At 59.7% G+C, this 21,103-nt stretch carries 21 protein-coding genes and 2 tRNA genes; 10 read left to right on the forward strand and 13 right to left on the reverse strand.

Translation table 11 applies throughout. The features are described from left to right. Positions 1-167: 167 nt before the first annotated feature. Positions 168-1,097: a ZIP family metal transporter gene (locus VDP79_RS12445; RefSeq protein ID WP_416233110.1), complete on the reverse strand. Its 930-nt coding sequence runs from the start codon at positions 1,095-1,097 to the stop codon at positions 168-170. A gap of 270 nt (positions 1,098-1,367) precedes the next feature. Here VDP79_RS12445 and VDP79_RS12450 point away from each other — a divergent pair, with 270 nt between their 5' ends. Then, positions 1,368-1,754, forward strand: a complete 387-nt coding sequence (locus VDP79_RS12450) for a DUF4148 domain-containing protein (protein WP_323018505.1) — start codon at positions 1,368-1,370, stop codon at positions 1,752-1,754. Between the two features lie 153 nt (positions 1,755-1,907). On the opposite strand, the gene VDP79_RS12455 is transcribed toward VDP79_RS12450, so the two are convergent. After that, the gene (locus tag VDP79_RS12455) at positions 1,908-2,900 is read right to left on the reverse strand and encodes an IS3 family transposase (RefSeq protein WP_323018506.1); all 993 of its coding nucleotides are present in this window, start codon (positions 2,898-2,900) and stop codon (positions 1,908-1,910) included. Between the two features lie 179 nt (positions 2,901-3,079). Here VDP79_RS12455 and VDP79_RS12460 point away from each other — a divergent pair, with 179 nt between their 5' ends. The 5 genes from VDP79_RS12460 to VDP79_RS12480 all read left to right on the forward strand — a co-directional run bounded on the left by VDP79_RS12460 (position 3,080) and on the right by VDP79_RS12480 (position 9,408). Continuing rightward, the gene (locus tag VDP79_RS12460) at positions 3,080-3,913 is read left to right on the forward strand and encodes a DNA adenine methylase (RefSeq protein ID WP_323018507.1); all 834 of its coding nucleotides are present in this window, start codon (positions 3,080-3,082) and stop codon (positions 3,911-3,913) included. A gap of 62 nt (positions 3,914-3,975) precedes the next feature. After that, positions 3,976-4,647, forward strand: a complete 672-nt coding sequence (locus VDP79_RS12465) for an HIT family protein (RefSeq protein WP_323018508.1) — start codon at positions 3,976-3,978, stop codon at positions 4,645-4,647. Positions 4,648-4,659: 12 nt separating this feature from the next. Then, the gene (locus tag VDP79_RS12470; RefSeq protein WP_323018509.1) at positions 4,660-5,361 is read left to right on the forward strand and encodes a hypothetical protein; all 702 of its coding nucleotides are present in this window, start codon (positions 4,660-4,662) and stop codon (positions 5,359-5,361) included. Beyond that, positions 5,348-8,002 carry a nucleoside triphosphate pyrophosphohydrolase gene (locus tag VDP79_RS12475; protein WP_323018510.1) on the forward strand — a complete coding sequence of 885 codons (2,655 nt, stop codon included), beginning with the start codon at positions 5,348-5,350 and terminating at the stop codon, positions 8,000-8,002. Before VDP79_RS12470 ends, VDP79_RS12475 begins: the two co-directional genes overlap by 14 nt. 215 nt (positions 8,003-8,217) lie before the next feature. After that, the gene (locus VDP79_RS12480; protein ID WP_323016533.1) at positions 8,218-9,408 is read left to right on the forward strand and encodes an ISL3 family transposase; all 1,191 of its coding nucleotides are present in this window, start codon (positions 8,218-8,220) and stop codon (positions 9,406-9,408) included. Between the two features lie 61 nt (positions 9,409-9,469). Here VDP79_RS12480 and VDP79_RS12485 read toward each other — a convergent pair. From VDP79_RS12485 to VDP79_RS12500, 4 genes are all read right to left on the reverse strand, one after another. Beyond that, positions 9,470-9,544 (reverse strand) — tRNA-Val (locus VDP79_RS12485). Between the two features lie 104 nt (positions 9,545-9,648). After that, positions 9,649-10,392 (reverse strand): DNA polymerase III subunit epsilon, encoded by a 744-nt coding sequence (dnaQ, locus tag VDP79_RS12490; protein WP_323018511.1) that lies wholly within the window; start codon positions 10,390-10,392, stop codon positions 9,649-9,651. A gap of 12 nt (positions 10,393-10,404) precedes the next feature. Continuing rightward, complete coding sequence (gene rnhA / locus VDP79_RS12495) at positions 10,405-10,854, reverse strand: ribonuclease HI (RefSeq protein WP_323018512.1); 450 nt, start codon at positions 10,852-10,854, stop codon at positions 10,405-10,407. Positions 10,855-10,887: 33 nt separating this feature from the next. Then, complete coding sequence (locus tag VDP79_RS12500) at positions 10,888-11,655, reverse strand: class I SAM-dependent methyltransferase (protein WP_416233111.1); 768 nt, start codon at positions 11,653-11,655, stop codon at positions 10,888-10,890. 15 nt (positions 11,656-11,670) lie between these two features. Between VDP79_RS12500 and gloB the strand changes: the two genes are divergently transcribed. From gloB to VDP79_RS12525, 4 genes are all read left to right on the forward strand, one after another. Further along, complete coding sequence (gloB, locus tag VDP79_RS12505) at positions 11,671-12,480, forward strand: hydroxyacylglutathione hydrolase (RefSeq protein WP_323018513.1); 810 nt, start codon at positions 11,671-11,673, stop codon at positions 12,478-12,480. 7 nt (positions 12,481-12,487) lie between these two features. Beyond that, positions 12,488-13,813 carry a transglycosylase SLT domain-containing protein gene (locus VDP79_RS12510; protein WP_323018514.1) on the forward strand — a complete coding sequence of 442 codons (1,326 nt, stop codon included), beginning with the start codon at positions 12,488-12,490 and terminating at the stop codon, positions 13,811-13,813. 114 nt (positions 13,814-13,927) lie between these two features. Beyond that, positions 13,928-14,710, forward strand: coding sequence for an enoyl-ACP reductase FabI (gene fabI / locus VDP79_RS12520; protein ID WP_323018516.1), 783 nt, complete (start codon positions 13,928-13,930; stop codon positions 14,708-14,710). 39 nt (positions 14,711-14,749) lie between these two features. After that, positions 14,750-15,238 (forward strand): DUF4262 domain-containing protein, encoded by a 489-nt coding sequence (locus VDP79_RS12525; protein WP_323018517.1) that lies wholly within the window; start codon positions 14,750-14,752, stop codon positions 15,236-15,238. A 49-nt stretch (positions 15,239-15,287) separates the two neighbouring features. Here the strand turns inward: VDP79_RS12525 and VDP79_RS12530 are convergent. The 7 genes from VDP79_RS12530 to tyrS form a co-directional block, all read right to left on the reverse strand. After that, positions 15,288-15,378, reverse strand: a tRNA-Ser gene (locus VDP79_RS12530). Between the two features lie 109 nt (positions 15,379-15,487). Next, entirely contained in the window at positions 15,488-16,132 is a 645-nt protein-coding gene (locus tag VDP79_RS12535) for a riboflavin synthase (RefSeq protein WP_323018518.1), read from the reverse strand. A gap of 79 nt (positions 16,133-16,211) precedes the next feature. Continuing rightward, positions 16,212-17,393: a bifunctional diaminohydroxyphosphoribosylaminopyrimidine deaminase/5-amino-6-(5-phosphoribosylamino)uracil reductase RibD gene (ribD, locus tag VDP79_RS12540; protein ID WP_323018519.1), complete on the reverse strand. Its 1,182-nt coding sequence runs from the start codon at positions 17,391-17,393 to the stop codon at positions 16,212-16,214. After that, on the reverse strand, positions 17,359-17,826 hold the full coding sequence (gene nrdR, locus VDP79_RS12545) for a transcriptional regulator NrdR (RefSeq protein WP_323018520.1): 468 nt from the start codon (positions 17,824-17,826) through the stop codon (positions 17,359-17,361). Before nrdR ends, ribD begins: the two co-directional genes overlap by 35 nt. Before the next feature lie 36 nt (positions 17,827-17,862). Next, the gene (gene glyA, locus VDP79_RS12550; protein ID WP_323018521.1) at positions 17,863-19,107 is read right to left on the reverse strand and encodes a serine hydroxymethyltransferase; all 1,245 of its coding nucleotides are present in this window, start codon (positions 19,105-19,107) and stop codon (positions 17,863-17,865) included. Between the two features lie 82 nt (positions 19,108-19,189). Next, positions 19,190-19,822 (reverse strand): YbhB/YbcL family Raf kinase inhibitor-like protein, encoded by a 633-nt coding sequence (locus VDP79_RS12555; protein ID WP_323018522.1) that lies wholly within the window; start codon positions 19,820-19,822, stop codon positions 19,190-19,192. Positions 19,823-19,843: 21 nt separating this feature from the next. Next, the gene (gene tyrS / locus VDP79_RS12560; RefSeq protein ID WP_323018523.1) at positions 19,844-21,070 is read right to left on the reverse strand and encodes a tyrosine--tRNA ligase; all 1,227 of its coding nucleotides are present in this window, start codon (positions 21,068-21,070) and stop codon (positions 19,844-19,846) included. Positions 21,071-21,103 lie beyond the last annotated feature (33 nt).

Genomic DNA, 21,103 nt, shown 5'->3' on the forward strand with positions numbered 1-21,103 from the left:
GTGCAGGCCGTCATATGCAGGGTGGACGGTCACGCCAAGCGCCTGCGGCCAGAGACGATGGAAATGCATGTCTGTGGAACAGGAGAAGTGTAGAACACGCGTCCAACGCCGAACAGGCAGCGAGCCATATACCTTGGTATAGATCGCCGGCGTGAAAAAGGCTCGACTCAGCCCAGCGCCGTGTCCAGAAACATCATCACGGCAAACCCCGCCATCAGGCCTACCGTGGCCGCCGTCTGGTGGCCGTTGCGGTGGGTTTCCGGGATCACTTCGTGAGACACCACAAAAATCATGGCCCCCGCGGCAATCCCCAGACTGACGGGATAAGCGATCAGCAAACCGCTGGCCATGCCGACACCGATCAGCGCGCCCAGAGGCTCCATCAATCCAGAGGCAACCGCCACGCCCACAGCAGGCCCCATGCCCAGGCCGATCGCCCGCAGGGCCAGCGCCACGGCCAGGCCTTCCGGGATATCCTGGATGGCGATCGCCATCGTCAAGGGCAGGCCGACCGACAAGTCACCCTGAGCGAAACCGACCCCGATGGCCATGCCTTCGGGCAAGTTATGCAAGATGATGGCCAGCACAAAGAGCCAGACCCCGCTGACCCGTTCGACGGCCGGCCCATGCGCGCCAGAGCCCTCATGGGCATGAGGCGTGAAGTAATCCAGCCCCAGCATCAGCAGCACACCCAACGCCAAGCCAACCACCACCGTCAAGGCCGCCCCCATGCCGCTGTCCAGCAGATCGCGGGCCGCGTCCAGCCCTGGCAAGATCAGCGAAAACGACGCCGCCGCGAGCATCATGCCGGCGGCAAAGCCCAGCATGCAATCCTGAGTGCGGGTCTCGACCCGGCGCAGCACCAGCGCCCCAAGCGCCCCCAAGGCCGTCGCCCCGAAACCGGCCAGGCCGCCCAGCGCCGCATATCCCAGATACGCGCGATTGTCGCCGGAAAAGGACGCCACACCGCTGCTGAGCAATAACCAGAACACCGCCAGCAGCGCCACCAGCAAGCCTGCGGCGGCAATCCGATGCGCCAGGAATTGGCGCCGCCAGGCGCTCAGCACTGAAACTGTCATCTGTTTCCCCTTGGCCAAGCCGTGTAGCCATGATCGAAATCATATCAGCCGGCATGGCCGCTCCCAGTGCCGGCAGCCAGACCCCTCGCGCGAAGCGCTGATTCCCCGATTTGATGAACAGGGGATTAAGGGATTACCCGTATAAATGGAAAAGTGATTCCGAATTCCGCTTATTTATCGCAGCGCAACAACCGCCCATACTGGTCCCCATCAGAGCAGTTCATATCAAGCACCGCGGAAAACCCGCAACGAACTGCTCTCCCTATCAACCGATTGAAGGAAACCATCATGAAAGTGACCGCTACTCTTGCCGCTCTGTCCCTTGGCCTGGCTGTGTCCGGCATTGCTCAGGCTGCTCAGCCCGAAGCCTCTCTGACCCGCGCTGAAGTCGTCCAGGAACTGCACGCCGCTCAAGCCCAAGGCCTGATCACCTACGTCGAGGATAACCAGTATCCGCGCACCGTGACGCCCAGCACCAAGTCACGTGCTGAAGTGGTCAACGAACTGCGCTTGGCTCAATCGCAAGGTCTGGTCGCTTCTGTCAATCAGAACGATTATCCTCGCCAAGCTGAGGCCAATAGCCAGCTGAGCCGCGCCCAGGTGCTGGCCCAATTGAATCAGGCCCGCAAGAACGGCACGCTGGACCTGTCCAACGACAACAGCTATCCGCTGTGATGTTGTAGGCGGCTGCCTCACTGGCAGCCGCCAGCGGGAAAAATGGCCACACGATTCAGTGTGGCCATTTTGCGTTGGAGACAGCGCAACTATCCACCGATGGTGGTCGAGTGGTAATCCCCCCATTTTTAGCGATTGCCAGAAGTAGGCAGGCTATGCGGCCATGGCCAACCGCTGTTTTGGGGTGATGCCGCCCAAGGCCATATTTTGGCGTTCGTGATTGTAGGACCACATCCACTCTGTCGCTGCGCGCTGGACCTGATCCAGATCTTCCCAGTGATATTGGGACAGCCACTCGTAGCGCACAGTCCGATTGAACCGCTCGACGTAGGCGTTCTGTTGCGGCTTGCCCGGCTGGATGTATTCCAGCTTGATGCCCCACCGTCGAGCCCATTCTGCGATCGCTGAACTTAGGTATTCAGTGTAATGACCCAGCGCTTCGCGGTTGAAGTCGTCAATCACGTTGAGCAGCCGGATACTACGCCCATCGGCCAGCTGGTCATGCATGAAGTCCATCGACCAGACGTGATTCATGGCAGCGTGCACTGTCAGCGGCTCAGGAGTCTGGCGCACCAGGCGTTTGCGCGGCTTGATCCGCAGGTTCAGCTCCAACTCCCGATAGATGCGGTAGATCCTTTTGTGGTTCCAGCCGAATCCCTTCACGTTGCGCAGATACCGGTAGCACAGTCCAAATCCCCAGTTGCGGTGGTTGCCCGTCAGGTGCGGCAGCCAGTCGGCGATTTCGTCGTTTTCAGCCTTGTGCTTGCACTCATAGCGATAGCACGTCTGGCTGATGCCAAACGTCTCGCAGGCCAACCTGACCGATACCCCTCGCTCCTGCACGACGCGTTGAGCCATCTCGCGGCGGCGAGATGGCTTCACCACTTTTTTTTCGAGAGCCTCCGCGCGCAGCTCGGCCTTGAGCTTCTCTTCGACGTACATCTTGCGTAGCCGGGCGTTCTCCGCCTCCAGCTCCTTCATCCGCGACATCATCGGCACATCCATGCCGCCGTACTTGGCGCGCCACTTATAGAACGTCGCGGAGCTGATGCCCAGTTCACGGCACATCTCAGGCACCGTGATGCCGGCCTCCACTCGTTTGATCGCGTCCAGGATCTGGCTGTCTGTGAATCGTGATTTCTTCATGCTGTAGAACTCCTCAATGAGAAAGTTCTACTTCTGATCTCACCACCTTTATGGGGAGATTACCGTTTGGCCTACATGCAGGCATAGGTCTACTGCACCGGAGCGGCACGCTGGACTTCGAGTAAACTTTGCAACGTGCTATCGCGGATGTGCATCTAACACGGGTACCAAAAAGCAGAATGAAGACGGCATCGCCTCTCAGATATCCCGGCGGAAAGTGGCGAGTTGCTCCCTTCTTCAATCGCCTACTCGCTACGAACAAGCTGGAAGGGATTGACTACGCAGAACCGTATGCGGGCGGGGCATCCCTTGCCCTCAGCCTCCTCTTCCAGAACCAGGTTGGAACGATATATTTGAACGACTTGGACGTCGCCATCTATTCTTTTTGGAGGGCCGTTCTCGAACACAACCAGCGCTTCGTTGACGCGGTAGCGGCCGTCGAGGTCACACCTCGTGAGTGGGTGCGTCAGCGCGATATCTACGGGCTTGGCAGGTGTGCTGATCCCTTTGCTCTGGGGTTTGCCACTTTTTTCCTCAACAGGACAAACCACTCAGGTATCATGAACGGCGGAATGATCGGCGGCAAGGCTCAAAGCGGCGAATGGAGGCTTGACGCGCGTTTTAACAAAGATGATCTGACAACGCGCATAGAGCGCGTCGGTCATCATCGCTCACGGATACATCTGTCCAACCTCGATGCGCTAGTGTTCCTCGCTCGCCTAAGACGACACCGGCGTCAGAAGCTGATCTACTTCGATCCTCCTTACTTTAAGAAGGGGCCCGATCTTTACATGAACGCATATAGCCCAAAAGATCACGCCAAGGTACGCAACGCGGTTGCCAACATTGCAGGGCCGTGGGTTGTGTCCTACGATGATGTACCAGAAATTCGACAGCTGTATACCGGTGTCAAGACGCGTAGATTTAACTTGTTACATAGTGCAAGGGAAACCAGAACTGGCAAGGAAGTCTTGTTTTTCTCCAGTGCCCTCAGAGTCCCTCGTTCCGTTTGATCAAAAATTAGATCTTAGGGTCCCAAGTAGTAAAATGCTCGAAGTAGCTATTGGAGGCTGATATGACCCACATCCGGACAGCACTGCCCGGGTTGGGGTGCCGCTTTTGTCGTATTGGTGCAGGTGGTGCCCAACTTGGCCATGACCGCATTTTGATGGAGTCAGATGACTACTTTGCGATTGCATCCATCGGCGGGTTCGTCGAAGGGTGGACACTGGTGTGCCCTAAACACCACACTCTGAACTTATCAGACGACTATGGTCGCGATGCTCTGTGTGACTTTGTGTCAGAAGCTGCAAACGTGGTGTCGATGGCATACGGTCCTGTCGTTGCCTTCGAGCACGGCGTAAGGCGGCATGGTTCCCTTACCGGTTGCGGCACCGATCACGCGCATCTTCATCTCGTGCCGTTTTCCAGTTCTCTCGTTGACTGTGCCTTTAGTCACGATCGGACACGAACATGGATTCGTGGCTCGGCACAGGATGTCGAGCCACTGACTCTTGGCAGTGAGTACTTCCTGATGGCAGACTCAGTGGATAAGCTTTGGAAGGACGCTTACATTTCACAAGTGAGTCAGCCGGAATCACAGTTTTTCCGCAAGATCTTGGCTTCACACCTGGGATTCGACGGACAGTCAGATTACCATTTGTTTCCGTTCACTGAGACGGTCGAGCGGACATCCCAGCGGATCGGTGAAGTGGCACACGCACATTACATCGCTACGACAACATAGGGTCCGCACGCCATGGCATCAGAGGGTAGTGGTCGCGCAGAGCTGTGGCAAGCAGTACCCGCTGCTGGTATTGCTAATGGTAACGAGGCGGAGTGGGCAACACTGACCAACGCGCCACCTGCGGACACTAACGCCACGCAGAGCGTACCCAACCCCATTTCACGCGACGAAGCCGACGGGCGGCTGGCCCTCGACTGGAAATCTCGCTACCCCAAAGAAGCACGAGCCCAAATTAGGAAGGAAGCCGCAGCCGTAGCTGCGATTTCAGTGGGATCGCTTGTGATGGTGTTCCTGGTGTGGAGCGGGCTGTTAGTTAAATGGACTGGTTGTGACGTATGCACCCGACACGCGTTTTCACGTTATGGCTACTTCTTTTTTGGCGGCGTACTGGGCGGAACGCTGTTCGGCATCAAGTATCTCTATCACGTCGTCGCCAAAGGTTTCTGGAACCAAGATCGATGCCTTTGGCGGGTCTTGTCCCCGCTGCTTGCCGGTTCATTGGCTTTCATTATTGGAGCTCTGACAGACGCTGGATTCCTCGGCTTGACAGTAAGTGCCAGTAAGGCACCAGCTTTCCTCTCATTGGGCTTTATAACCGGCTACTTTGGCGACAAAGCTCTCGCTAAAATGACGGAGATAGCTGACGTAATTTTCGGCACGCGTGGCGCACCGAAATCGAGTCACACTGCTGAAAAACCTGATGGGCAACAATAAGAAGCTCTACAGGATGCGCTCTCAGACTGCACCACCATCGCCGATTCAACAGCTCAAGATTGTCACGCCAGAAGGGGAGCAGACACTCCTCCTTGCCGAGATTTGCCCGGAGGCGGTCGGCTGGAAAGCAGTTGGCCTGTGCACGATGCCCGCTTCATGGGTTCCGCCCTTCTTCGTTATATCCTCCGCTTGCTTTGCGCCTGGCCTTTCTCACGCCACCGAGAGCCAGATCGAACAGGCGATCAATAACATTCTGGGTGCTCTCGGGGTTAGCGAACAAACAGAGGTATTTATCCGGTCCAGCGGAGCCGCCGAGACTCTGCACGTCCGCGGTCAGTTGGAGTCAATGGGATGCGTCGCACACGAGACATGGCCTAGTGCAAAAGCACTGATGAAGCGGCTCTTGAAGACCGCGCATGCAGGAGCTAGCACAATACATTTAGTTGTTCAGAAAAACGTCTCGGTCTTCGAGAAGGGGCATCTGTCGAACGAGCGTCGTCTAAGCAGAGAGCCCCGTGACTGGATTGCCGAGTTCGAGCCAATCAACGGGGAGACCGGTAGAACGGAGCCTGTGGCAGTAAGGACCTGGCGTAGCGGTAAGAAGACCGACACATCCACCGGTTTGGCATGTGGCTCACGAGCTGCCGTAGGCATCGTGCTTAAGCGCGTGGGCGGATGGGCAATGCAATTCTCGGTTCGCATGCATTTTGAATGGGTCTGGGACAAAACATCAGTCTGGCTGGTTCAGGCAGACATTGCAACGATCATGGGTGGCATTGATCCTCGGTCCGTCGTACCCACATATATACCTAAGCTGAAAACGGACAAACTCCAGATATTTAGAGCTCCGGATCCGGAGGATCACACAGCATATAGCAAGCTGCATAATGCAAAGATGTATGCTGATCTTGGCTATCAGATGCCTCCTTTCTTTGTGCTGGACTCCTCCGAGATCATCGGGGCGCTACTGAATGGCACAGTCGTCGACGAACTTGCGTCCGACCTCAGTGTGTTAACTCAGCGTCCATTTATTATTCGAACAGACGGTAAAAACATCCCTAAAGACAAGAAGGAGATGTTGCCACGCAGTGATGAGCTACGCTCTTTAGCTGACGCAAAGGATTGGCTCACAAACACGTTCACACAAGGCATACGTGCAGGCGGACTGGCTGATGCCCAACTGTGCCTGATCGCCCATCACTTTATTCCTTCTGTTGCCTCAGCTTGGGCGCGAGCGGAGCCAGGCAACCCCTTGGTCCGTATCGAATCATTGTGGGGCATCCCTGAAGGGCTATATTGGCACTCCCACGACACGTTCGAGGTTGATACTGGCACCCAGGACCTCTGGAACTCAGACCTAGGTAGTAATTTGACTTACGGCCTACGTGAACGCCTACGGTACAAAGGCACGTTCGTCGCGGCTGATGAAGAAGGTCGTTGGATCCCACAAACCCCAGACACAGACCATGATTGGGCGCGCAGCATTACGCGCACACAATGGATATTTGAGATCGCTCAAAGTACACGCCGCATAGCAGAGCGGTGCAAACAGCCTATATCAGTAATGTGGTTTGTGGACAATCATCGAAATGCGACGCCACATCGTGTTTTACCATGGTTCCATAGCGTATCAACACTGGAAGGTGGTCCCAAAGCAGCTCCGCGCAGGAAGCGCCATTCCTCCCATGACGTTGTCATTAGGAGCGCAGCGGATTGGGAGCATCTCCAAGCCGCAGCCGACGCTGACATCACTCAGACCATCGAACGAGTGGTAATGGCGCCTGTTGACGCAGAATTGATCCGTAACGCTGGCTTCGCAACTGATTTAGCTAAGCTCGCTAAAAGACTTGGCTTTGTCATCGAGTTGTCGGGAGGGCTTCTCTCCCATGCCTATTACATACTAAGCCGTGAGGGTTGTCGCGTCGAATGCGTTGACCTCTTCGGCGCTGGCGAAGAGGTCGTCGAATTTCACAAGCTGGTCAGAGATGGCATCCCTGACATGATCCGTGATCGCGGTGAGCGCGTCGACTCCGTAGCCCTAAAGGGAGATGCGCTGATTACTGCCCTTCGCCAGAAGCTGGTGGAGGAAGCGTTCGAAGCCCTTGATGCAAACACCGGCAATGAATTGCTTGGGGAACTCGCCGATTTGCAGGAGGTGCTGTTAGCGCTAGCGACAGCACTAAATGTTGATCCTGGAGCTGTGGAGCAAGAAAGACTTAAGAAGCGAAAAAAGAGAGGGGGGTTCGAGAAAGGCCTAATGCTGCTGAAAACATCAACACCGCAATCAATCAGCAAGTCCTCAAACGCGAGGACGATCACGACCGGTGGGGATTTGGCGATAGAGGAGGTTGGAAGCCAAGCGCCCCCAGTCATTTCTGATCCCATGGCAATGCCAACGAAATCGCCGTATCGACGGCCCGACATGCGCCACGCAGACGGAACCGTGGAGAAGCTGTTTACGTTCAAGATCGATGTCGCTCCTCTGCGCAAGCTTGAGCAGCGCTTAGCCTTCGACATGCCGATGCCACGTACTGGAAAAACCCCACTCGTTTTGACAGTCGAGTTGGACCGCGATAAGGCCACCGTTTGGGGGCAAGTTCGCCTGCAAGTAAGTCAATCTCAGTTGGAATTACCGTTCTAGTCAGTGCCACGGAGCTCATCCCGGACCAAGATCAACGAATAGAGCAAACAGACCAGATCCATGACAAAGCACGGCCTGTATTGACCAGACCACGCATGCACGTGCTCGTTTTGCGTACTTGTTGCGTACAGAAATCGGCTCTACATCATTAACGGGGGACACCCGCATTCATTAGACTTGTTTTTGCGAAGAACACGTTTAATGGAGCAATGCCGATGTCCCCAATCGATTCTATCCTAGGCATCCAGGGTCTGGTGGTACAAGCGGTCCAGCGTCACGAAGACATCCATGTCTGGGCCAAACCCAACAAACGGGCAAGCTGCCCTCGCTGCGCGGGCGACCAGGTACGCATCAAGGCCACCCACCACCGCACGCTCAAGCACACCCGCCAGGGCAATCAGCTCATGGTCCTGCACCTGACGGTGCCCAAGTACCATTGCACCGACTGCAATCGCTACTTTCGCCAGCAGTTCCCCGGCATCCGTCCCCGGCGACGGGCCACCGAGGCCTACCGCCTGGAGGTCTTCGAGGCTCATGACGGGGGCGTCAGTCAGCGCAAGCTCACCCTCACCCACCAGATCGCCAGCGCCACCGTCGAGCGCTGGTATCAGTCGTTTGTGAAGCAGCGCGTCTCCGAACTCTCGGGCAGGTCCTGCCCCCAGGTGCTAGGCATCGATGAGCACTTCTTCACCCGCAAGAAGGGCTACGCCACCACGCTCGTCGATCTGAAGAACCACAAGGTGTTCGATGTCGTGCTGGGACGCTCGGAAGCCAGCCTGCGCAGCTACCTCAAGCGCCTGCCGGGCAAGGAGCACGTGCGAGTCATCGTCATGGATCTGTCCGAGACCTACCGGCGGATCGCCCAGCAATACTTCCCCAATGCCCTGATCGTGGCCGACCGCTTCCATGTCGTGCGCCTGGTCAATCAGCATTTCCTCAAGCTCTGGCAGCAGCACGATCCCGAAGGTCGCAAGAACCGGGGCCTGCTCAGCCTGATGCGCCGCCATCACTGGAAGTTGTCCGCCGTGCAGAAGGAGCGGCTACACCGGTATTTGGCCCAAACACCCGTGCTGCAGGCGCTGTACTTCGCCAAGCAGCAGCTCAACGGTTTTCTAGTGCTTAAAGCTCTGAAAGCCAAGCGGGCCAGGAAGATGCTGCCCAAGTTCCTGGCGCTGATCCGTCAGTTCGAGCAAAGCCCCGCCAGGGCGCTGGCTACTACGCTAACATCGTGGCTGGAGCCCATCGTACGCATGTGGCGCTTCTCCAAGTCCAATGGAATCACCGAAGGATTCCATACGAAAATGGAGATGCTCTCGCGCAGAGCCTATGGCTTCAGAAATTTTGAGAATTACCGCATGAGAGTCTTGGCTCAATGCGGTTGGAACGGTGTCATCAACCGGGTCTGATGAATGCCCATCCCCCGTTAATGGGGTAGAGCCGAACTTATTGATTTTATGGGGATTTAAATGGTGGGCGGTACAAGGTTCGAACTTGTGACCCCTGCCGTGTGAAGGCAGTGCTCTACCACTGAGCTAACCGCCCAATCGGGATGCTGTCAGAATCAGCGCAGGAAGCGCCAGGACAGCCGATTGGAAAGACCGAAATTGTACATGAAATCAACCAGCCTTGCCGAAGGCCTGCCAGCATCAGTGGAGCGGATCCTCTCCCGCCACGGCGGGCGCCTCGATCTCACGCCATAAGCTGCGTCCGCCGGCGGCCTTGTCCAATCCGTCCAGGTAGGCTTCGTGGGCTTGTCGGTCCTGCTCGCCAAGCTGAATGACCGGCAAGCCGGATGCATCGAAGCGGTCCAATGCGCCGGCGGCCCCGGCGCCAGAACGCCGCCCCGCCTCATCATCGCCCCCCAGCAGGGAATTTTGGCCGCGCGTCATGGCCAGCCAGACTTCTCCCAGCAATTCCGAGTCCAGCAAAGCGCCGTGCAGGGTGCGATGCGCGTTGGAAATCCCGAAACGATCACACAGCGCATCCAGATTGTTGCGCTTGCCGGGGAACATCTCGCGGGCCACCATCAGGGAATCGGTGATTTTGCCGCACAGCTCGGTAAACACCGGCAGCCCGGCCCGCTTGAGTTCCGCATTCAGGAACTTCACGTCAAACGCCGCATTGTGGATGATGACCTCGGCATCGCGCACGAAATCGACCAGCTGCTGGGCGATTTCAGGAAAACGCGGATGACCGGACAGGAATTCCGTGGTCAGGCCATGAACCTGCAAAGCCTCGGGGTCGCTGTCGCGGTCCGGGTTCAGGTACAGATGCAGGTGGTGATCCGTCACTTGGCGGTTGACGATTTCCACACAGGCCAGTTCGACCACGCGATGCCCCTGCTCAGGTTCCAGGCCAGTGGTTTCAGTATCCAGGACGATTTGACGCATAGTGATCGAGTATCAGTTGCTGCGGGCCAGTGTTTCCACGCCCTGATTGGCCAGGGCATCGGCGCGTTCGTTGCCGGGGTCGCCCGCATGGCCCTTGACCCAGCGCCAGTGTAGTTCATGCTGCCCTGCTAACGCGTCCAGGTCCTGCCACAGATCGGCGTTTTTCACCGGCTTCTTGTCGGCGGTCCGCCACCCCCGCTGTTTCCAGTTGGGCAGCCATTGCGTCATGCCTTTTTGCACATAGACGGAATCCGTATGCACCGTCACCACGCAGCGGCGCTTCAGCGCCTGCAGCGCCTGGATGACGGCCATCAGTTCCATCCGGTTATTGGTGGTCAGGGCCTCGCCGCCATACAGGGTCTTTTCATGCGATCCCTGGCGCAGCAAGGCGCCCCACCCCCCCGGACCCGGATTGCCTTTGCAGGCCCCGTCCGTCCAGATATCCACCTGTGGTTCCGCCATCTGTTCTTCCTACTTGAATGCTTTCCAACCGCTTCAGCTGCGGACATCGTTCACTTGGTTGGCGACAGGCGCCACTGCACCGCGCCGTATCCGGCGCCGACGGCCCTTGCGCCAGGCGGGACCAATCAAGCGCAGGCTGGATACCCGTTTCACGGCGGCGATGGCATAAACCGCCCCGCCCGCAGGCCACCAGCGGTCGCCCGCATGTTCCATGAAATGCCAGCGCTGCAGCCAGGTCGATGTCGCGCACAGCGGCACATAACAGCCGAAACGGCCGCGATCGAGCTCGAAGGATAACAGCTTGAACCAATCCTTCAGCCGTGCCGGCGACACCTGGGACGGCACCGGGATCGGCAATTGCAAGGCCAGGCCGGGCAGGGATTCCTGCAAACCCCACAGGCTATAGGGATTGAAGCCCGTCATCACCACCCGCCCTTCGGGCATCAGGACGCGTTCGACCTCGCGCAGCACCTGGTGGGGATCGGCGCACCATTCCAGGGTATGCGGCATGACCATCAGATCGACGCTCTGGGTATCGAAGGGCAATTGTTCCGGTTCGCAGATCAGCCGACCGGCACGTGTGCCAAAAGGGGCGCTGGGGCTGTGCGCCCAGACCTTGTGGGGAATGCGATTGGCCTGCAACAGATCCCAATGCGGCAGGCCGATTTGTATGGCATGATAACCAAAGGCATTGCCGACCATTGCATCGACCTGCCGCTGTTCCCAGGCGCGCACGTACTGCCCGACCGGGGTTTCCAGCCATTCCGCCAATTCGATCGGCATTGCGCGTTGCGGTGCCACTCTGACCCCTTCATCATGAATTTCGTCGCCCCGACCCTAGATGCGCCGGCCTTGCTGACGCCCATTCCCGCCCTATCCGACAACTACATCTGGATGGTACAGAGAAACGGCCACGCCATCGTGGTCGATCCCGGCGAGGCAGCACCGGTACTGGCCCATCTGACGCACGGACTGATCCTGGAAGCCATCCTGATCACCCACCACCACCACGACCACGTCGGCGGCGTGCAGGCATTACACCAGCGAACCGGTGCCCGCGTCTATGGGCCGCGGCATGAAAACATCCCGATCTGCGATGTCCGCCTGGAAGAAGGCGATATCGTCGATCTGCCCGGCGCCGGGCTGCAGTTCCAGATACTGGACATCCCCGGCCACACCGCCGGGCACATCGCCTACGCAGGACGACTGGACGCCGATCAAACCGCCATTTTCTGCGGCGATACGCTGTTTGCCGCCGGCTGCGGGAGGCTATTCGAGGGCACCCCTGCCCAAATGCTCGATTCCTTGGGTAAAATCGGGTGTTTGCCGCCCGATACGCTGGTGTGCTGTGCGCACGAATATACGGCGGCCAATATCCGTTGGGCCCTGCAGGTCGAACCGGCCAATGCAACACTGCAGGCGCGCGCTCAGGATACGGCACGGCTGCGTGCCCAGGGCCTGCCGACCGTCCCGTCACGGCTGGGCCTGGAACTGCAGACCAATCCGTTTCTGCGCACCAGCCATCCAGATGTCCAAGCGGCGGCCAACCAACATGCCGCCGCGCTGCTGAGCACGCCCCAGGCGGTGTTTGCATGCCTGCGCGAATGGAAGAACAATTTCAAATGATCCGCCCATGAAAATCCTGCGATTGATGCTGCCGCTGATGCTGGTCCTGCTGGCCGGCTGCGCCACCCACCGCACCCCCGCCGACCAACGCCAGGCCTATGTGGCGGAAGACACGTCCCGCACCGTCGATCTGACCCACCCGCCCCGCGACATGTGGGACCGCATCCGGCGCGGCTTTTCCATCCCCAATCTGCGCAGCGAACGCGTCGACTACTGGACCGACTACTACGCCAGCCATCCGCAGTCCGTCCTGCTCATGAGCCAGCGCGCCGGCAAATACCTGTACTACATCGTCGACGAATTGAACCGCCGCGGCCTGCCCACCGAACTGGCCCTGCTGCCCTTCGTCGAATCCGCCTACAACCCCAACGCCCTGTCGCGGTCCCAGGCATCCGGGCTATGGCAGTTCATTCCCAGCACTGGCCTGCACTACAAGCTGCAGCAGGACTGGTGGCGCGACCAGCGTCGCGACCCGGTGGCATCCACCCAGGCTGCGCTGGACTACCTCAGCTATCTGTACGATTTCCAGGGCGACTGGTACCTGGCGCTGGCGTCCTATAACTGGGGCGAAGGCGCCGTCAAACGCGCCATGGACAAGGCGGTCAACAACGACAAGCAGCCGATCTACGCCCAGCTGGACATGCCCGATGAAACGCGCAACTACGTCCCCAAGCTGCAGGCCATCAAGAACATCATCGCGCGTCCGGACAAGTACGGCATCACCCTGCCCAACGTCAGCAACAGCCCGTATTTCACGACTGTCCATAAATCCCGCGACATGGACATCGCCGTGGCGGCCGCCCTGGCCGAAATGCCCATTGAAGACTTCCGCGCCCTGAACCCCGCCTACAACCGGCCGGTCATCCTGGCGAAACACAATCCGGCGCTGCACCTGCCGCTGGACAAGGTCGATGTCTTCAATGACAACCTCCGGACCTACACCGGCCAGCTGTCATCCTGGCAGGTCATGCAGCCGACACGCGGCCAGTCGTTGGCCGCCATCGCAAAATCCTACGGCATCAGCCTGGACCAGCTGCGCCAGGCCAATAATCTGCAATCCCGGCAAACGCGGGCGACCAGCGCCGCCCTGCTGATCCCGGTCGCCGCCGAAGACCAGGCCGGCATCCGACTGGCGTCTTACAGCCCCGACGGCGAGAGCCGCGCACCAGTCTCCAGGCGGCAGCCCCGGCGCCTGCTTCGCAGACCGCCGACACCAGCTCCGCCAAGCGGGCACGCCCCGCGCGTCTGGCCCAGGCGCCCAGCATCCGCACGCATACCATCCGCAAGGGCGACACCTTGTATTCTCTGGCGCGACGCTACAACACCTCGGTAGATGCTCTGCGCAAGCTGAACAATCTCAAGAATTCATCCCTGTCCACCGGACAACGCCTGCGCGTACCCGGCACGGATGTACAAGGCTAAAACTCACTCACAGGAACAACACATCATGGGCTTTCTGAACGGCAAACGCATTCTCATCACCGGCGTGCTCTCGAATCGATCCATCGCCTACGGCATTGCGCATGCCTGCCGCGCCCAAGGCGCCGAACTGGCCCTGACCTACGTCGGCGAGCGCTTCGAAGAGCGGGTGCGCGGTTTCGCCAAAGACCTCGGCAGCGACATCGTCATCCCCTGCGACGTCGGTGACGACGCCCAGATCAATGCCGCCTTTGCCGCGTTGCGCGAACGCTGGGACGGCCTGGACGGCTTGGTGCATTCCATCGGATTTGCGCCGCGCGACGCCCTGGAAGGCGATTTTCTAGACGGCATGACGCGCGAAAATTTCCGCATCGCCCATGACATTTCGGCCTACAGCTTCCCCGCCCTGGCCAAAGCCGCCCTGCCCCTGCTGGAAGGCCGCAACGGGTCCGTGCTGACCCTGACCTACCTGGGCGCCGAAAAAGCCATCCCCAACTACAACATGATGGGCCTGGCCAAGGCATCCCTGGAAGCCAGCGTACGCTACCTGGCCAAATCCCTGGGCAAAAAAGGCCTGCGCGCCAACGGCATTTCCGCCGGCCCGATCAAAACCCTGGCCGCCAGCGGCATCCGTGACTTTTCCAACATGCTGAAATACGTGGAATCGCAATCGCCGCTGGGCCGCAACGTGACCATCGAAGACGTGGGCAATGCCGCATCCTTCCTGCTGTCGGATCTGGCTGCGGGCATCACCGGCGAAATCCTGCACGTGGACTGCGGCTTCTCCAACACCGTTCCCGGAATGGACTGATAATTCCGTCTGTCAGCAATCAGGATCAGGCAGGCGCACGTGGCGACATCGGAACAGGACAGAGACCGCAGCAAGCTGCAGGGTTTTCTGGAAGACAAGCTGAAATGGCACGATTACACCCATCTGATCGTCGCCGACGACGACATGGATCCGGCCACGTGGTTCATTCACACCATCGGCCTGGCCCGATCCGGGCAGCCTGAGCTGATCATCACCGGCACGCTGGACCACACGCTGGCGATGGATGTCATTTCCGACGTTGTAGCCTACGGCCGTCACCAAACCGACGGCCTGGCAGACGGCCAGTTGCCGGGCAGCGCCGTACGGATTCCGGTTCTGATCCGCGACGCCTCGACCCCTTTCGTGCTGACGCAGCGGATCGCCCAGGCCAGCAGCCGATTCGGCGCATCGACCCGGGCTTTTCAGGTGGTCTGGGCCGACCCGGCGGGGCATTACCCCGGTGATCCGGACTACGATCAAGCCGAGCATCCGCAGCAGGCGCTGTGGAGCATTGCCCCCAGATCGTAAGCATCAAAAAAGCCCGCAATGTCAGAGACATGCGGGCTTTCGAAATTCCTGGCGGACAGAGGGGGATTCGAACCCCCGATACGCTATTCACGTATACACGCTTTCCAGGCGTGCGCCTTCAACCGCTCGGCCACCTGTCCTGCACGCTTGACGACAATACCCGCCAAGCGAAGTCCGTCATTCTAGCATGAATGTCAATGTCAAAAAACAGGACCCGGCGCCCTGCGCAGCCCCTTATGGCCAAGGCCATCAGGCCAGGCTGGGCGCCGGCACGACAACCGCGCCCATGGCGCCGACCATGCGCTCGACATAGCGGGCGATCAGGTCGATCTCCAGATTGACGGAGGAGCCGATCTGCAGATTGCGCAAGGTCGTCACCTGCACCGTATGGGGGATCAGGTTGATGGAAATTTCAGTGCCTTCTTCCTGATCGTCCACCCGGTTGACGGTCAGACTGACGCCATTGACCGTGACGGAGCCTTTATAGGCCAGGTACTTGGATAGATGCGCAGGCGCGATGATGCGCAACTCAGTGGACTCGCCCACCGCGTCGAAACACGTCACCTGCCCGACCCCATCGACGTGACCGGACACCAGGTGCCCATCCAGGCTGTCACCCAATCTCATGGCGTGTTCCAGATTGACCTCGCCCTCGCCATCCAGGCCGCAGGTGCGCACCAGGCTTTCCCGCGAGACATCGACTTCGAACGCGGATTCCTGCAGAGCCACCACCGTCATGCAGGCGCCCTGGATGGCGATGGAGTCTCCCAGACGGGTCGCCTGCAGAGGCAGATCGCCCGCCGCAATCACCAGCCGCACCCCGGCGTCATCCTGATCACCCAAGGGTCGTACCTCGGTGATGCGGCCGACCGCCGCCACGATTCCTGTAAACATGAGTTTTCCATCCATCAAAAATGCCGGCGTCGTCCAACGCCGATGCCTGCCCATCAGGGCAGATGACCCCGATCCGAGTTCAGGCCGGCAAGCCGCATGCCGCACGCAAGGCCTGCCAATGACCCGCATGCCGCAGACGCAGCCGCATATCCGCCCCCAACTGCAGCGTATCCAGAAATTCAAAGCGGTAGGCTTGGTCCAAGGCGGGGATGGGCGCCGGCAAGGCAGCCAAGCCCTGTCCGTCCCCGACGATGCTGGGAGCGACATACGCCACCCATTCATCCACATGACCGCCCGCTACCAACGCCCCCTGCAGCCGGGCACCTGCCTCGACGTGAACCTCATTGACATCATGGGCGCCCAGCCAGCTTAGCAAGGCATTCAGGTCCAGCGTGCCATCATCGCCCGACGGCAGCCTGATGACGCGCACATTGCGGCTGGACAGGCGGGCTGCTTTGTCGGCATCCGCCCGCGTGGTAAAGATCCATACCGGGTCGCCATTGAACAGCTGCGCCCGTTCTGAAATCACGAACTGCGTATCCAACACCGCCCGGACAGGCTGCCGGGGCGTCGGCACCGCCCGCACATCCAACAGCGGATTATCGGCCAACACAGTACCGATGCCGGTCATCACCACACAAGCCCGCGCCCGCCAGCCATGCCCGTCGGCACGAGCGGCATCGCCGGTGATCCATTGGGACCGTCCATCCGGCAAGGCCGTGCGGCCATCGAAGGACGAAGCGGACTTCAGCCATAGCCAGGGCGTGCCGCGCGTCATGCGCGCGCAGAATCCGGGATTTTGCGCCAGGGCGTTTTCCGCCAGCAAGCCGACATCCACGACGATGCCTGCCGCTCGTAGCCGTGCGATGCCTTGCCCCGCCACCTGGGGGTTGGGGTCCTGCAAAGCCACCACGACTCGCCGAATGCCGGCGGCGATCAAGGCATCAGCGCAGGGCGGCGTGCGTCCCTGGTGACAGCAGGGTTCCAGGGTGACATAGGCTGTCGCCCCCTGGACATCCTGTTGTTCCTGATCGGCCAACCACAGAGCCTGGGCCTCTGCATGCCGTCCGCCAGCCATCTGGGTGCTGCCTTCCGCCAGCCAGCGGCCATCGCGCACCAGCACGCAGCCGACGCGCGGATTCGGATTGCTGAGATACAAGGATTGTTCCGCCACCGCCAGCGCCCGCCGCATCCAGCGGTGGTCTTCGGTGGACTGAGAAACGACGTCAGGAGTGCTCATCATCAGAAGCGCGGAACTCATCGATGGCATGCACGAATTCGCGGATGTCCTCGAAGCTGCGATACACGGATGCAAAGCGGACATACGCCACCTGATCCAGTTGACGCAATTCGGCCATGACCAATTCACCCACATGACCGGAGGAGACCTCGCGCTTGCCGCTGGTCAGCAGGCGTTCCTGAATGCGAACGACTGCCGCATCCAGCGCCGGCGCGCTGACAGGGCGTTTGCGCAAAGCCAGGGCCATGCTGGACCGCAGCTTTGTCGGATCAAAATCCGTGCGCGTGCCATTGCGTTTCACCACGGCGGGCATCATCAGATCGACCCGTTCGTAGGTCGTGAAGCGCCGGTCACAGGCCGTGCAGCGCCGACGGCGGCGAATCGTGTCGCCTTCCTCGGAAACCCGCGAATCCACAACCTGCGTATCGGAACAGCTGCAGAACGGACACTTCATCGGCCTATCGGGCGCCGCGTGGCGCCCGCCCCTGGATTAGCGATAAACGGGCAGACGCGCCGTCAGGGCGTTGACCTGATCCCGCACCCGGGCGACGTTACCGGCATCGTTGGGATTGTCGAGCACATCGGCAATCAGATTGCCGGTGAGTTCGGCCTCGGCTTCTTTGAAGCCGCGCGTGGTCATAGCCGGCGTGCCCAGACGGATGCCGCTGGTGACGAACGGTTTTTCCGGATCGTTGGGAATCGCGTTCTTGTTGACCGTGATGTGGGCGTCACCCAGCACGGCTTCGGCCGCCTTGCCGGTAATGCCCTTGGCCCGCAGATCGACCAGCATCACGTGGCTTTCGGTGCGGCCCGACACGATACGCAACCCGCGTTTGACCAGCGTATCGGCCAGCACGCGTGCATTGACCGCCACCTGAGCGGCATAGGCCTTGAATTCAGGCTGCAGCGCTTCACCGAAGGCAACCGCCTTGGCGGCGATGACGTGCATCAGCGGACCGCCCTGGATACCCGGGAAAATCGCGGAGTTGATGATTTTTTCGTATTCGGATTTCATCAGGATCACGCCGCCGCGCGGCCCGCGCAGGGATTTATGCGTGGTGGTGGTGACGAAATCGGCATGCGGCACCGGGTTGGGGTATTCGCCCCCCGCGACCAGGCCGGCATAGTGAGCGATATCCACCATGAACAAGGCGCCGTTATCGTGCGCGATCCGGGCCATGCGTTCGAAATCGATACGCAGGGAATAAGCCGAAGCCCCGCCCACGATCAGCTTGGGCTTGATCGTACGGGCCAGTTCTTCAAGTTTGTCGTAGTCCAGGACTTCGTTGGCATCCAGGCCGTAGGAATGGAAATCGTACAGCTTGCCCGAGGCATTGACAGGAGAACCATGCGTCAGGTGACCGCCTTCGGCCAGGCTCATGCCCAGGACCCGATCACCCGGCTTCAGGACCGCCATGTAGACGCCCTGGTTGGCCTGCGAGCCCGAATTGGGCTGCACGTTGGCCGCTTCGGCGCCGAAGATTTTCTTGACCCGGTCGATCGCCAGCTGTTCGACGACGTCGACATGCTCGCAGCCGCCGTAGTAGCGCTTGCCCGGATAGCCTTCTGCGTATTTGTTCGTCAGCTGCGTGCCCTGGGCCTGCATGACGGCCGGGCTGGCGTAGTTTTCGGACGCGATGAGTTCGATGTGCTGTTCCTGGCGGACATTTTCCTGCTGAATGGCTGCCCAGATGGCGGGATCAGCCTTATCAAGGGTACGGGTGCGGTCAAACATGAATGATCCTGAAGACGAGGGTAGGGAAATCGAGACGCCGCCTGGGCGGCAAAGCAAACCATTCTAGCGCGAAGCCACCCGATCACAAGGCGTGCAGACGCGGATTCAAGGTATAGGTGCCGGTGATCGAAGCCTTGTCCAGCACATGATCCTGCATGGCTGCCAGCGCCTGCGGTCCGGTAAAGCGCCCGGAGAGGTCCAGTTCGGCGACATCCAGCGCGTACACGGTGAAGGCATAGCGGTGAATACGTGCGTCGTTCCAGGGCGGGCAGGGACCGTCGTAGCCGAAATAATCGCCATTCATGTCGCGATCCGCAGCAAACCATCCGGTGTAGTCGTTCAGGCCCTGGCGGGTGCCGTCCAGCGCCAGCGGGCCGGCCTTGCCACGCGGCGTGATGCCGCTGGCGTAACTGCCCTCGGCCAGGCTGCAGACGTCGGCGGCGACATCTACCAACACCCAATGGTAGAAATCGGCGCGCGGCAGATCCGAGGGGACTTCGCGCCCGACCTGATTGACATCATCGGGCTGGCTGGGCGCATCGGCATCGACACACAGCACGGCAAAGGAGCGCACCCCTTCGGGCACGCCCGACCAGGCCAGGTGCGGGTTGTTATTGCCCGCCAGGGCCACATGACTTTGCGGATCGACGCGCGCGAAGGCATTGCGTTCAGGAATGACCCCTTGATCCGGGAAAGATTCGCTATGCAGTTTCATGGGCCCCTCCGGGAAACAGGCCTAGGTCAGCGTGACCCGGGCGAATTTGCGTTTGCCGACCTGCATGATGTACGTGCCGGCCTGCAATTGCAGCGATTTGTCTTCGATGCGAGCGCCGTCGATGCGCACGCCGCCTTGTTCGATATTGCGTTGAGCTTCGGATGCGGAAGCCGCCAAACCGGATTCCCGCAGCACTTTCAGAATGCCCATCGGCGCCGCCCCGGCCGTGACTTCCGGCACATTGTCGGGAATGGCGCCATCGCGGAACTGCGCATTGAAATGATCCAAAGCCCGAGCGCCATTGCCCGCGCCATGAAAACGATCGACAACTTCCTGCGCCAGCATGACCTTGGCGTCGCGGGGATTGCGCCCGCCCGTGATATCCGCCTGCAAGGCGGCGATGTCATCCATCGAGCGGAAGGACAGCAGTTCGAAATAGCGCCACATCAGGGTGTCGGAAATCGACATCAGTTTGCCGAACATGGAATCGGGGGATTCCGTGATGCCGATATAGTTGCCCTTGGATTTGGACATTTTTTCGACGCCATCGGTGCCTTCCAGCAGCGGCATGGTCAGCACGCACTGGGGTTCCTGACCATATTCCTTTTGCAGTTCACGACCGACCAGCAGATTGAATTTCTGGTCGGTGCCGCCTAATTCGAGATCGGCCTTCAGCGCGACGGAATCGTAGCCCTGCAGCAGGGGATACAGGAACTCATGTACCGAGATCGGCACCCCGCCCCGGAACCGCCGGGTGAAGTCGTCGCGTTCCATCATGCGGGCCACGGTGTAGCGGGAAGCCAGCTGAATCAAGCCGCGCGAGCCCAGGGGGTCGCACCATTCGGAGTTGTAGCGGATTTCGGTGCGATCCGGGTCCAATACCAGACTGGCCTGAGCGTAATAGGTTTTGGCGTTTTCGTGGATCTGTTCAGGCGTCAACGGCGGACGCGTGGCGTTGCGCCCGCTGGGGTCGCCGATCTGCGCCGTGAAGTCGCCGATCAGGAAAATCACCGTATGCCCCAGGTCCTGCAGCTGGCGCATTTTGTTCAGAACGACGGTATGGCCCAGATGGATGTCGGGCGCAGTCGGATCCAGACCCAATTTGATGCGCAAAGGCGTGCCGGTCTTGCGGCTGCGGGCCAGTTTGGCGGCAAATTCAGAGGCGACGAGCAGTTCATCGCAGCCCCGCTGAGCCACGCGCAGATCGTGTGCAATCTGGGGGTCGTCAGGGGTGGAAGGGGACGGCATGATAAGGGATCTATCAGAAAAATTAAAAAAATG

Origin of the sequence: Castellaniella sp., assembly GCF_034675905.1 — a bacterium.
In the GTDB taxonomy this organism is placed as follows: domain Bacteria; phylum Pseudomonadota; class Gammaproteobacteria; order Burkholderiales; family Burkholderiaceae_B; genus Castellaniella.